12 protein-coding genes are annotated in these 13,297 nt (G+C 50.9%); 5 read left to right on the forward strand and 7 right to left on the reverse strand.

Features of this window, described 5'->3' with window-relative positions:
* The first annotated feature begins 27 nt into the window (after positions 1-27).
* The 4 genes from ACFODX_RS09440 to ACFODX_RS09455 all read left to right on the forward strand — a co-directional run bounded on the left by ACFODX_RS09440 (position 28) and on the right by ACFODX_RS09455 (position 4,976).
* Entirely contained in the window at positions 28-2,151 is a 2,124-nt protein-coding gene (locus ACFODX_RS09440; RefSeq protein WP_378118424.1) for an AsmA family protein, read from the forward strand.
* A gap of 190 nt (positions 2,152-2,341) precedes the next feature.
* A complete protein-coding gene (gene mutY / locus ACFODX_RS09445) occupies positions 2,342-3,481 on the forward strand; it encodes an A/G-specific adenine glycosylase (protein WP_378118426.1) in 1,140 nt (379 codons plus the stop codon).
* 8 nt (positions 3,482-3,489) lie between these two features.
* The gene (locus tag ACFODX_RS09450) at positions 3,490-3,768 is read left to right on the forward strand and encodes an oxidative damage protection protein (RefSeq protein WP_378118428.1); all 279 of its coding nucleotides are present in this window, start codon (positions 3,490-3,492) and stop codon (positions 3,766-3,768) included.
* 140 nt (positions 3,769-3,908) lie between these two features.
* Entirely contained in the window at positions 3,909-4,976 is a 1,068-nt protein-coding gene (locus tag ACFODX_RS09455; RefSeq protein ID WP_378118430.1) for an extracellular catalytic domain type 1 short-chain-length polyhydroxyalkanoate depolymerase, read from the forward strand.
* A gap of 71 nt (positions 4,977-5,047) precedes the next feature.
* On the opposite strand, the gene ACFODX_RS09460 is transcribed toward ACFODX_RS09455, so the two are convergent.
* Complete coding sequence (locus tag ACFODX_RS09460; RefSeq protein ID WP_378118432.1) at positions 5,048-7,414, reverse strand: cellulose-binding domain-containing protein; 2,367 nt, start codon at positions 7,412-7,414, stop codon at positions 5,048-5,050.
* A 425-nt stretch (positions 7,415-7,839) separates the two neighbouring features.
* On the opposite strand from ACFODX_RS09460, the gene ACFODX_RS09465 reads away from it, so the two are divergent.
* Entirely contained in the window at positions 7,840-8,688 is an 849-nt protein-coding gene (locus ACFODX_RS09465; RefSeq protein WP_378118434.1) for a penicillin-binding transpeptidase domain-containing protein, read from the forward strand.
* Positions 8,689-8,711: 23 nt separating this feature from the next.
* On the opposite strand, the gene ACFODX_RS09470 is transcribed toward ACFODX_RS09465, so the two are convergent.
* The 6 genes from ACFODX_RS09470 to ACFODX_RS09495 form a co-directional block, all read right to left on the reverse strand.
* Positions 8,712-9,938: a beta-ketoacyl-ACP synthase gene (locus ACFODX_RS09470; protein WP_378118437.1), complete on the reverse strand. Its 1,227-nt coding sequence runs from the start codon at positions 9,936-9,938 to the stop codon at positions 8,712-8,714.
* Complete coding sequence (locus ACFODX_RS09475; protein ID WP_378118439.1) at positions 9,935-10,426, reverse strand: ApeP family dehydratase; 492 nt, start codon at positions 10,424-10,426, stop codon at positions 9,935-9,937. Before ACFODX_RS09475 ends, ACFODX_RS09470 begins: the two co-directional genes overlap by 4 nt.
* 7 nt (positions 10,427-10,433) lie before the next feature.
* Complete coding sequence (locus ACFODX_RS09480; RefSeq protein ID WP_378118441.1) at positions 10,434-11,438, reverse strand: LpxL/LpxP family acyltransferase; 1,005 nt, start codon at positions 11,436-11,438, stop codon at positions 10,434-10,436.
* A complete protein-coding gene (locus ACFODX_RS09485) occupies positions 11,438-12,175 on the reverse strand; it encodes a glycosyltransferase family 2 protein (RefSeq protein ID WP_378118443.1) in 738 nt (245 codons plus the stop codon). The genes ACFODX_RS09480 and ACFODX_RS09485 overlap by 1 nt, the downstream gene beginning before the upstream one ends.
* Positions 12,176-12,217: 42 nt before the next feature.
* Positions 12,218-12,631 carry an ApeI family dehydratase gene (locus ACFODX_RS09490; RefSeq protein WP_378118445.1) on the reverse strand — a complete coding sequence of 138 codons (414 nt, stop codon included), beginning with the start codon at positions 12,629-12,631 and terminating at the stop codon, positions 12,218-12,220.
* Positions 12,632-12,723: 92 nt separating this feature from the next.
* On the reverse strand, positions 12,724-13,296 hold the full coding sequence (locus tag ACFODX_RS09495) for a COG4648 family protein (protein ID WP_378118447.1): 573 nt from the start codon (positions 13,294-13,296) through the stop codon (positions 12,724-12,726).
* Position 13,297 lies beyond the last annotated feature (1 nt).

The raw sequence follows: 13,297 nt of genomic DNA on the forward strand, positions 1-13,297 counted from the left end.
TCTTTTGCTAATTAACAAGGAGTCCCTATGAAAACGGTGGGAAAAATACTGCTCGCCCTTATCGCCGTGCCAGTGATTGCTGTGCTCGCGCTGGTCCTGCTGGTGGATGTGAATCGTTTTAAACCGCACATCGAAAACGCCGCCAAGGAGCAGGGCATTGCCCTCTCCATCAAAGGCGATTTGGGTTGGAACCTCTGGCCCAGTATTGGGGTGGAAATTAATGACCTGAGTGTGGTGGCGCTAGCCACACCGCAACAACCGCTGGCGGAATTAACCCGCGCCAGTTTGCTGTTGAAGTTAATGCCTTTGTTCTCGGGGGATTTCCAGGTCGATCACCTGTTGGTGGATGGTGCACGCATTAATCTGGCGGTGGATAAAACCGGCACAGGTAATTGGGAGGCGCTCACCAAAACGGATACCAACGGCGATGCCAAACCTGCCACCGCCGAAACATCCACTGACCCCGCTGCGGATTTAACTCTGGATATCCAGGACATCAGCCTCACCAATTCGCAGGTGAATTACAGCGATGCCCAGAGCGGCCAGACACTGGCACTGCGCGCTATTAATTTGCACCTGACTGACGTGAATACCCGCGCCGAGCCTTTTCCATTGACCCTCGCGCTGAACGTGGAAATGGCGCAAGACGGAGCGGCGCCGCTGCTGTTGGATATCGCCCTCAACAATACCCTGAGCCTGAATGCCCAGCTGAGTGACATCACCCTGAGCGATGGCGAATTGCAATTGGGAGTGGGCAAGGCCGCGCCTTTGGTACTTGGCTATCAAATGGCGCTGAGTGATGTGCAAAACAAACCCGCGTACAAAGGCCAGCTCAGGGTAAAAGAAACCAACCTGCGCGGGCTGCTCGCCGCGCTCGGCACTGAATTGGAAACCGCCAATAGCGATGCCTTAACACAGTTCAGCTTTTCGGCGGCGATTGATGGCAATGACCAGCAAGTGCAATTAACGAATCTGGTGCTGCAATTGGATAAAACCCGTTTTGATGGCGCTCTGGCAATTACCGATCTCGCTACCTCCGCGCTCAAGGTGGATCTCAAAGGCGACAGTATTAACGTTGATGATTATTTGCCGCCGCCCAGTGACACGGAAGCCACAGAATCCACCGCCGCGCAGGAAGATACCCCCTTGCCGCTGGAAGCGATTCGCGCGTTAAATCTGAATGCAAAGTTTGCTTTGCAGCGCATGATCATCAAACAAATGGCGCTGGAAAATATTCTGCTCACAGTGAATGCTAAAAATGGTGTGGTGGATCAAAACCTCACGGCTAAGGCTTACCAGGGCGAGGTGAAATTCACTAGCAAAACCGATGCGCGCAGCGATAAAGCCGCACTCAATTTTGATGGCGCGGTGCAAGGTTTTGAATTGGCACCACTGTTAAAAGATTTGCAGATGGATGAAAAAATATCGCTCTCCGGCGCGCTTCAGGCCAATACCCAAGGTGCGGCGCAGGGCGCTACGGTTAATCAGTTAATGGCGTCCATGAACAGCACCGCCAATTTTTCCGGCGCGCAGGTGCGTTTGGCGCCGCTCAATATTGAAGAGCAATTTTGTAAGCTGGTGAATTTGGTGACGCAAAATCAGGAACAAGTAACCTGGGACGCCTTTACCGAAATGCGTCAGTTGGACGGCAATATCGTCTGGCGCGACCAAGTGATTAGCCTCAACAGTTTCAACGCGGGCGTATCGCAATTATTGCTGGCCAGTACCGGTCAAATTAATCTGGCGAACGACCAATACGAATTTAAATTGCCGATTAAAATCGCCTCCGCCAGTGCCGCGGCACAACTCAAAGGTTGTAGCCTGGGCACCACTAATTATTGGGTGGATCGCGGTCTCTCGTTGCTGCGCTGCAAAGGCAGTGTTGGCGCACTGGATCCGGTGAAAGATTGTGGTTTTGACAAGAGTGCACTGGGCGATTTAACCAAGGATTTTGCCGAGTACAAACTGCGCGAAAAACACGGCGCTAAAATTGAAGAAGCCGAGCAAAAAGTCGAAGCGAAAAAACAGGAAGTGAAGCAGCAGGTGGAAGAAAAGAAACAGGAGTTAATCAATAAACTGCAAAACAAACTGTTTAAAACGCCTGCTTCGGCGGCAGCATCCTCCAGCGCCACTGAAGCAGCTGCTGAATAGCTTTTTGTTCGATACGTTATGCGCATATTTTGCTGCATAACATTGTGTTACCTACTATCTGGATCAATCACTGCAATCGCTATACCACTGCGCCCGGCTATGGGCGCAGTGGTACACTCACACCATAGTTCTATGGCTTGCATCCTGCGCCAGCTCACCCCGTTTATTACAGAGATATGTTCCCCAACCTATGACCAGCGAATTATCGATAAACCAGGATTTTTCCCGTCGCGTATTGAAATGGTTTGATCAATACGGGCGCAAACATTTGCCCTGGCAACAGGACATCAGCGCCTATCGTGTGTGGCTGTCAGAAATTATGTTGCAGCAAACCCAGGTCACTACGGTGATTCCCTATTTCGAACGATTTATCGCGCAATTTCCCAGTGTGCAATCGCTCGCCGCTGCGCCAATTGATGAGGTGCTGCATTTATGGACGGGGTTGGGTTACTACGCCCGCGCGCGCAATTTGCACAAATGTGCGCAGCAGGTGGTGAATCAATACGGCGGAGAATTTCCCGCGACAGTGGAAGCGCTGGCTGAATTACCCGGCATAGGTCGCTCCACCGCCGGTGCAATTGTGAGTATCGCCTTTGGGCAGCGCGCCGCTATTTTGGATGGCAATGTGAAACGGGTGCTCGCGCGCTACCACGCAGTAGAAGGCTGGCCGGGGCAGAGCGATGTGGTCAATCAACTGTGGGAAATTGCCGAAACCTACACACCCAAAAAACGCGCCAATCACTACACCCAAGCCATGATGGATATGGGCGCTACACTCTGCACACGCAGCAAACCCAAATGCGAGCAGTGTCCACTGCGCGAAGGTTGTATCGCCTATGCGCAAGGCAACCCGCAGGATTACCCCGGCAAAAAACCGAAAAAAGCGCTACCGGAAAAAACCGTACAGTTATTAATGCTGCGCAATCCCGCCGGTGATTTATTGCTGCAGCAGCGTCCGGCGCAAGGCATTTGGGGTGGTCTCTGGAGTTTTCCTGAATTGGCGCTGGAGGCGGATGCACAAGAATATGCCGAACATCATTACGGCAAAGTGGTTGCGCTGGAAACCTGGAATACTTATCGCCACACCTTTAGTCACTACCATCTGGATATCACCCCGGTATTAATCCAGCTCGCCAAAGCCCCGCGCGCTATCGGTGAAGCCACCACACACTGGTACAATCCCCATCAACCCAGTGCGCTGGGTTTGGCGGCACCGGTTAAAAAGTTGCTGGAAAAAATCGCCCAGCTTGACCCGCGCCACAGTGCTGCGCCCAAACGCACATCAACCGCTAAACCAAACGCACGTCAATCGCTAAAAAAAGTAAAGTGAGAAAATTTATGGCCAGAATGGTTTTTTGCCGCAAATACAAAGCAGAAATGGAAGGCTTGGATATGCCGCCATACCCCGGCGCCAAAGGCATGGATTTATTCAACAACATTTCCAAACAAGCCTGGCAAGAATGGATGGCCCACCAAACCCTGCTCATCAATGAAAAACGTTTAAACGTAATGGACATGGGCACCAAAGTCTATTTAACCGAACAAATGGAAAAGTTTTTGTCCGGCGAAAAAGTAGACGAAGCAGAAGGCTATGTGCCGCCGGCGAAAGCGGAGTAACTAAGTGCGCTAATGGCTTGGATGAAGATGTAAAACAACAAACCGATGAGTAGCGATTTAAAGAACAAATGCTTTGCTCAGCTGCGGTTAATCTTGTGTTGGTTAAAAGTATCTTTTCAACATCATGCATGGTGTTTCTTATGAATACTTTATCGGCTTCAATGAATTCCTTGCGTTGCTGTATCGCCGCACTCTGTGCGGTTTTTTGTTTGTGGTCGGCGCCACTGGTGGTGGCGAAGAGTGACGATGGTGATGCGACTCTGCGCGAGCGGATCAAGCAGCGTGTTGCTGAGCGGAGAGCGGAGCGTCAACCGGAACAGATGGATTCGTCTACAGCAGAAAGAATCCAAAAGCCGGGCGATTATGTGCGTTCACTCAAACAGGATGGCCTCACCCGTCGGTATCGCATTTATGTTCCCAAAACTTATCAGACATCCAAACCTGCACCTCTGGTCTTAGCCTTTCACGGCGGCGGTGGCGATATGGATTATATGGCGAGGGATGAATATTACGGTTTGCTTTCCAAGGCGGAGGCCGAAGGTTTTGTGGTGGTATTCCCCAATGGTTACAGCAAATTTAAATCCGGTAATTTTGCGACCTGGAATGCCGGCAGCTGCTGTGCCGATGCGCGCGATAAAAATATGAATGATGTCGAATTTGTGCGAGAAATAATTAGCCGTGTGACGCGCGAATTGAACATCAATCGCCAAATGATTTTTGCAACCGGTATGTCAAACGGCGGCATGATGTCGTATCGCCTTGCTTGCGAAATGGCGGATACCTTCGCCGCTATTGCAGCAGTGGCCGGCACCGATGGCACACTTAATTGCCAGCCGTCCAAGCCGATTTCTGTGTTGCACATTCACGCTAAAAACGATGATCGGGTATTGTTTACTGGCGGCGCCGGGAAAAAATTCCGCGATGAATCCAAAGTAACTGATTTTGTTTCGGTGCCGGATACCATCGCCAAGTGGGTGAAACTCAATCATTGCAGTTCAACACCGCAACCGGTATTCACAAAACCGGGAGCTTATTGTGAGCAGTATTCGCGGTGCCGCGCAGGTGTAGCAGTGCAGTTGTGCGTGACCGATACTGGTGGGCACTCCTGGCCGGGCGGCACCAAACCCCGTGGCAGTGAGCCACCCTCAACAGCGATTTCAGCAAATGATGTGATGTGGGATTTTTTTATCGCCACGAGTAAAAAATAAATAAACCTTCTGTATAAAAAACGGCGCAAGCTTTCACTTGCGCCGTTTTTATATCGGCCGAAGCAATATTTTTATTGATAGTACTTGTCGTACAGCGGCGCTGTGCCGGTCACACCTTCCACTAATTGCAAACGGTAATCGTGTTTGCGCGTGCGCGTTTCTTCACCGTTGTACAGATGATCCACATTGCTGACCACTGCGACCACAACACCATTTTTGGGTGCTTTGGTAAGATCCAAACAAGCTTCACCACTGGCAACAGGTTTGCTGTAAACCGCACTGCCATCTGCGGCGCGATAGGCCAATTGCACACGCATGTTTTGGCCAATGGGTTGGAAGTTCACACGCACTTTATTGCCAGTAACTTTTAACGGAATCTGATTGGCGCCAGACCAACCCGGCAACGTGGTTGTGCTCGGCACCAGTGTTGTACCTTCTTGCGTGGTGGCTGAATAAAACGTTAAACGATGCGCGCCCGGATCTTGCAAAATGCCGCCATCGATTCGCTCGGCATTAATTGTTCTGCCCCAGTTATTATTAATCGGTACTTTAAAGGCGTTAGACCAGGGGCCGAAATCCACCATCGCCTGACGCGCGCGGAACTCCATAATCATGCGCTGCACTTGCTCCTCGCCTACACCGGCAGAGAGTGAACGCAGAATATGGTTGTGCGGCCCTTTGGCCCAAATCCAGGCATTCGCACCTTTGGAAACATGCACACCGAGGAAGTGCGGGAAGGCGGCGTTATATTGGTTGCCGCCTAGGTATTCGCGCCAGGTGGAAATTTGTTGGCCATTCACACGGCGATCAACACCCTCTGCATTCGGGCCACCAAAAGTGCCGTCTTGTAACCAGCCGCTGTAATTTTCGATGGGCATGTGCGGTGCGAGGAATGAGGTTGCATCCAAAAATCCGACGCCATAATTGCCGGTGCGCGAGGCTTCCAAATTCATCTGCAACCAGGTGTTGCCACCCTCGTTAAACCAGGCCGCTTTGTTACCGCGGGTCGCCATAATAGTGTGAATAAATTCGTGCGTAATGCCGCCGCGTTCGCTTGGCGTGACAACAGGGTAGTAAGACAACAGCACCATCGGATAACCATTAATACCACTTTGCCAACCGCCGCGTTCGGTGTTGGAGGCGCTGTCAGTGCACAGGCCGGAACCATAGAGGTAGATATTGCTGAAGTAGCCTTCCTGCTGCAGTTTATCCACCGGCCAACCCATCACATTGTGGATGTAGTCGGCATCTTCATTCAGGTTGGTGAGCACGCGATCTATATCTGCATCGGTAATCGATGGATTGCGGTTGTGTCCCCAAATAAACGCAAAACGCCCTTTGGTTTTTACCCCGGCGATGGTGCTTGCAGGGCAACCGTTATAGACCTTGAATTTGCTGGTATCCACTTGGCCAAAGTCGGTGCGGAAATCGTAATTTAAATCCGGCTCGTATTTCGGCCAGTCGTAAGCGCTGCACTGCGCCACACTTGGCGCGCTGCTACTGGAGTTACTGCTGGATGATGCAATTGCACCCGCGGCAGTGCCTGCAACGCGCCATTCCAAAATACCGGTGGATTGTTGTGTGTTTAGCATAGAAACGCGCAGGCGATTAGTCACAACACCGTTCAACGCCACAGTATTAAATGCATTTTTAGCCAGCGGCACATTACCCGCATTCACCCAGCCGCTGCCGTTCCAATATTCGAGATAAGCGCGCGTGGGTGTTAATACACCGCCGTTGTCATCAAACCAATAAATTTGTGTTGAACTTAAGGCGTAGTGTTGCGGCCAATCGTACTGCACCCATTGAATGGAATTAGGGTTATTCCAATTGCCATAGGCACCGGCAGATTTGTCATTGGAGTTAGCGGGGTTGCTGTTATCGTTTACCGCGCGCAGGGTTTCCCAGGGCGATACATAAGACGTAGTTGCTGTCGCCAATCCAGCGATATTGACGCTGTTGGTAACGGACGCCGTTGATGAGCGGGCCGCGCTCGCGACTATGCTGGAATTGATGCTGGAGGAGCTGCTGGCGCTGGAGTTCGCCGCCGCACCACAGGGTGCACCGGAGATAGTTGGCCTTTCCGGCGCGCCGCCGTTGGTGACACCCTGCAGGCCAAACTCGGCCGACTGACCGGGCTGCAAACTGCCGTTCCAGCCGAGATTGGTTGCGCTGTAATTGCGGCTGCCTGCGCTGCTGAGCTGCGCGTTCCAGGCATTAGTGACTGTGTTGTTACCGTAGGCCCAATTGACTTGCCAGCCGTTAATCGCCGCGGCGCCATCGTTAGTGACGCGGATAGTCGCGGTAAAACCGCTGCCCCAGGCATTAGTGATTGTGTAGCTACAACTCGCCGATGCTGCCGTGCCCCAGGTTGCGGTCATTAACCCCAACCCGAGCACAGCCATTAGGCGATGGCTCTTTGCTTTGTGAAGACGCATAAGAAATTCCTCCATGCAGATGAATATTGGTTACAACAGGGATGGCGCCACCAGCCGGGTTTTGTTCGGTTAGCGCCGTGACGGTAGTTGACCGTTGCTACTGCTTATTGCCATTCATCGAGCGGATGTAGAGGGTTGAATGCATCTGTCTCTTTTTTATTTTTATAAAATTATTTTTATATTTGAATCGGTTGCCGCTTGGCATACTAGGGATCGAGCAAACCTGTATACAAGTGATTTTGGCTGGAATAGCGATAACAATTGTTAAAATCAGATGAAATACCGGGGGCAGAGTGATCTACTTGGTATTTATGTTGGAGCGAGCTAAATCAATCAGCGGTGATTGTTTTTTTTGGGGCGTAATGGTTGTTGTAAACGCGCCAAACAGTTTGGAAGAATATATTTTCTGGATTAAAAAATGAGTAATGGAGAAATCATCAGTGAAAATAAAAATTGTTGTTGCCTTGGTGCTATTAATGCCTTTGCTCAGTGCGGCGGAGGTTTGCAAAAGTGCCAAGCCTATTGATACAACCCCCTACCGCGCCGACATTGGCACCCGACAAGTAACTTTTTTGGTGTTGGATTACCGCAGCAACGAATGCCGCTATATCAATAAAGCGGGCCTGACTGAGCGCCACGGGCCTTATTCCACCTTTAAAATTCCGCACAGCTTAATTGCGCTGGAAACCGGCGCGGTGAAATCGGTTGATGAACGTGTTGAGTGGGATCCAGAAAAATACCCAGCCAAAAATTTCTGGCCAGAAACCTGGAAACAATCCCACACACTGGCATCGGCTTTTAAACATTCAGCCGTGTGGTACTACAAAACCCTGGTCCCGCGTATAAAACCCGCCGACTATAAAAAATGGTTGGCAAGATTTCATTACGGCAACCAAACATTTACCCCGGGCAGCAATGAATTTTGGCTCAATAATCAATTAACAATTTCCCCGCAAGAACAAGTCAACTTTATCGCCTGTTTGCTTAAAAACGGCTGCGGTATCAGCGCCAATAATGTTGCGCTATTTGAAACCATTGCCTTGCAAGAGACACACAACAATTTATCGCTCTACGCCAAAACTGGCGCCGGTTCTATCGACCCCAATAATAACGATGGTGCATTTAATGGCTGGTATGTAGGTTATGTTAAAGATAACAAAGGAAAATCGGTCGCGGCCTTTGCGCTGTATATGGAGGCAGAAAATTTTGCGGCGCTGAAGGATTATCGCAAAGCGCTATCGCTGCAGTTGCTGGGGGATTTGGGGTTGTGGTGAGCGGCTTTTTAAGCGTGTAGTGGCTATACACGCTTAAAAATCAGTGACGTATTCACCCCGCCAAACGCAAAGTTGTTGCTCATAAAATACTGCGTTTTTATTTCTCGTACTTCATGGCGGATGTAATCCAATTGGCCGCAGTTCTCGTCGATCTCGTCCAGGTTCAGGTTGGGGGAGAACCAGTTTTCGTTCATCATTTCTATGCCGAGCCATGCCTCCAGCGAGCCGCAGGCGCCGAGGCTGTGGCCGATATAACTTTTTAAGCTGCTGAATGGAATATTGCTACCCATAATTTCCTGAGTGGCGAGTGATTCGGCAATGTCGCCGTGAACTGTGGCGGTGCCGTGACCGGAGATGTAACCAATTTGTTCGGGATTTAATTGTGCGTCACGCAAACTGTTTTGCATGACTTTTGCCATGGTGGCTTGGTTAGGGCGCACTAAATGACTGCCGTCGCAATTGGTAGCGAAGCCGACAATTTCTGCCAGGATATTTGCGCCGCGTGCGATGGCGTGATCCCAGTCTTCCAAAATTAAGGTGCATGCACCTTCGCCCAATACCAAACCATCGCGTTGCGGATCAAAAGCGCGCGGCGATAATTCCGGCGTGGCATTTTTTAAACTCGCGGAATAAACCGTATCAAACACTGCGGCTTGGGTGGGGCAGAGTTCTTCAGCGCCGCCGGCAATCATAATGGTTTGTTGGCCGCTGCGAATCGCTTCATAGGCAAAACCAATACCCTGGCTGCCGGCGGTGCAGGCGCTGTTGGTGGTGTACATGCGTCCGCTGGTGCCAAAGAGTACGCTGATGTTTACTGCGGCGGAGTGGCTCATCATGCGCAGGTAGGTAGTGCCATTTAATTTCGCCATGGATTTATGTTCAAGCAGGCTAAAAAATTCCATCGCCGCTTCACTGCTGCCGGTTGCTGAACCGTAGGCGACGCCGGTGGCATCGCTGCTGATAATCGGGTCTTTAAATAAGCCGGCGTTAATTAGCGCTTGTTCCGTTGCCGCCACCGCCATTTGTGCCACACGCCCCATGCCGCGCTTTTTTTTCAGGGTGTAGTGCGCGGGCATGACAAAATCATCAACGGGTGATGCGAGGCGAGTTTGCAGCTCTGGGTATTGATCCCACTCGTGCATGTAACGCACACGATTTTTTAATTGCAAAATATTTTCACGAATGGTTTTCCACTCGTGACCCAAAGCCGAAATTGCACCGGCACCGGTAATGGCAACACGTTTTGTCACGCGTCGGCTCCTGTTGCTAATGTATTGGGTTGTGCATCTTCCTGCAGCGGTTTGCGAAACACGGATAATTTGGCCGAGGCGCAGCGGCTGTTGTCGCGCAGATTGAAAATGTCACATTGAAAATTGGCGAGGCTGTCGCCAACCACGGCGATTTCTGTACAGCGCACTTGCAGCTGATCGCCTTCCTGAAAATAGGGAACAAATGCTTCGTATTTACGTGTGCCTAATAACAAACCTAAATGCGGCGCGACTGTGCCCTGCTCCAATTGGTAGCCGGCAATTAATGCAGCGGTTTGCCCCATGTACTCCACGCCTATCCAGCTGGGCACACCTTTGCCCTGAATAAAAAATGATGAATCTTTGGTGATATCAATTTCCGTGCAAGAAACGTTATTCCCTAATTCAGTCACACGGTGAATGAGCAGCATGGGCTCACGGTGTGGAATTAATTCATAAATGCGCGGCTCGATGTGGCAGGCTTCTGTCATTGTTTACTCAGTCTTGTGCCGTCAGCTTGTGGGCTGATTCGTTTGCTGCCCGGCTGCTGCTCCAGTAGGGATAAAAATTAAACCATTGTAATGGCGCGCGCGCCGCCTGCTGTTCAAGGGCGCTGGCATATTGCTGGGCATAGGCTTGCAATTGTGCGCCACCGTCTTTGCGTGGCAGTGTGACTTGCTGCGCAAAGGGGACTAATTCAAAATAAATTTTCTGTGCCTTGCGATAGGAAAACATCAGTTGCACTTCGCATTGCAACACCTTGGCGAGCATATAAGGGCCAATAGGAAATTGCGCCGGGCGACCGAGGAAATCCACCGTCACGGTGCGCGCTTCACCGCTTAAAGGAATGCGATCTCCGGCGATAAATAACCATTCGCCCTGTTCGATTTTAGCTTTGAGTTGCAGGATCAGCGGAATATCCAATTCATTGACTTGATAAATGTGAATGCGCGATTCCGGATTAATTTTTTGCATGGCCGCCACAAAATTAGCGGAGTGCTGATCGTAAACCAGAGCGTTAATACGGCGCGCTTTGTAGCGCTGCACAAACCCGCGACAGTATTCCAGGTTGCCCAAATGCGAACCGATAATTAATTGGCCGGTGGTTTTTGCCATAAATTCGGCAAGTAATGGCTCCTGGGCGATTTCAAAATCCTGTTCGCGAATCGGCGTACTCCAGGCGAGCAGTTTGTCCAGAATACATTGCCCAAATGAATACATATGGCGAAACACATCGCGGTAGCCGGGTAATTTCCCCTGCCAGTAATCGGGATATTTAGCGGCATGGGTTTGTAAAAACTCGAGAGAAGCCTGACGTGCCCGGCGATTAAACATAAAAAAATAAATCATCACCGGATAGAGCAGGGCATTGAAAAAGCGGCGACCAAATACGCGCTGTAACCATAGCATAAATAGAATGCCACGAATGGTGCCTGACTCCTGTAGGTTGGACCAATGGGCTTGTTGCCCGGTGGCGTTATGGGGCGCGTGTTTGAGTTCCATTATTTGCCTCGCACGCGCTGCCATAACAGCAGCGGCAAACGCACTAACATGCCAAGCATTAAACGGCTGTGTAATTTGATCAGCAGCAAGTTATCGCGCAGGTAATTAAAGTGCGACACACTCTGTTCGGGGTAAATCACCTTGGTATTGATAAAAATCAACGGTGTATTTAGCCACACCGCTTTCACCAGCAACTCGGTATCAAAATCCATGCGGTTGCCGACAAAATAATGATCAAAGACGTTTTCAATTTGTGTTAAGGGGTAAATGCGAAAACCGCACAAGCCATCTTTAATGCGCAGCGATAAGGTTTCCAGTGCGACCCAAAAGTCGGTGACCTTGCGACCGTAGACACGCGCTTTGGGGGCTGAGGTATCAAACACCGGTTTGCCACAAATAATCGCGTCCGGGTGCTGCTGTGCAAGGCGCAAAAACGCTTCGACATCGGCAACATTGTGTTGGCCGTCAGCATCGATTTGTAAGGCGTGAGTAAAGCCCAGGTTGCGCGCAAATACGGCGCCGGCTTTGACGGCGCCGCCCTTGCCGCGATTGCGTTGCAGCGTAAAAAAATAGGTGTTTGGATACTGCGCCAGTGCGCTAGCCACCTGCGTGCGACTGCTCTCATGGCTGCCATCATCGACCACAATCAGCGGCAGACCGGTTGCCACCAGTTGCGGTAAAAACGCAACAAATTGGCGCTCATGGTTGTAGTGTGGAATCAATAAACAACAATTCATAGCAGGTTACTGTTCATGGCCTAGATGACTGTTCAGCGCGCATTACTGCGCTGGAGTGAGCAAGCGGTGAAAGATCAGCTTGCCTTCGGAATACATAATATCGCCCTGGCTGTAGCGAAATTTAATGGCGCTGTGAGCGTCAGTCTCACTGTAGTCGAGTGTTAATTGCAATTGTTGCTGCGGCAGTATCACTTGCTGGAATTTTAAATTGTCGATGCGAATAAATTCATCGCCCACAGCAAACAGGAATTTTGCCAACTCTCCCGCCCAATGTGTTTGCACCACGCCGGCGACTACCGGTTGCTGCGGGAAGTGGCCGGTGAGCCAAGTGATTTGAGGGGCTATATAGAGATCCAGTACGCACTGGTGTTGCTGTGTTGTTATGCCATCAAAACGCGGCCATTCAGCGGTAGCAAAATGGGTGTGCAGTGTGGTGAGAATAGTGGTATCGCTCATTGGTTATTATCGGCCGTGTTGCGGGCGGGAAAGGTTAAAGGCGGATCGGGCGCCATGATACTCCAGCCCAAGCGCCAACCCAAACCCGGGCGTTACGCCGGTTCGCGATACTTGTGGATGTAATAGCGGCGGTAGGCGTATTCCAATGCAAAAAACACCGCAAAAAAAACATAGGACACCAGGCCATTGTAGAGCGCCCAGCTTTTCAGGCTGGCAAAAATCGCCAGATACAGCGCGACCAGTGCATTGCCAAGCAGCAGCAGGGCCCAAATCAGGGTTAGTTTGCGGGTGTAGCTTTTGGCGCGCGGGGTGATGGTTTCGCCTGCAAGACGGGCGAGGCGCTCAATCAGGCTTTCGGGCGCGCGCAGGCTCAAAGCAAACAACAGGGCTACGCAGAGGCTGATAAGTACCGGGTAGAAGCGCAGCATTAATTCGCTGTTGGTGATGACCAGCGTCAGGCTGTAACCCAGGGCGATTATCAGCAGTGTCAGTTCTGCGGTTTCCGGTTTGCGCCCGGCGCGGCGTGCAGCCATGAACTTGGCTAGCGCAAGGCTTGCCAGCACCAGAGCAAACAGCGCCGGGCTCACATGCTGGATGCCCAGATATACCAATAATGGATAGGCGACAGAGACCAGTACCAGAATCAGATTCAGTAATGGTCTCATA

Source organism: Cellvibrio fontiphilus (assembly GCF_042646205.1).
In the GTDB taxonomy this organism is placed as follows: domain Bacteria; phylum Pseudomonadota; class Gammaproteobacteria; order Pseudomonadales; family Cellvibrionaceae; genus Cellvibrio; species Cellvibrio fontiphilus_A.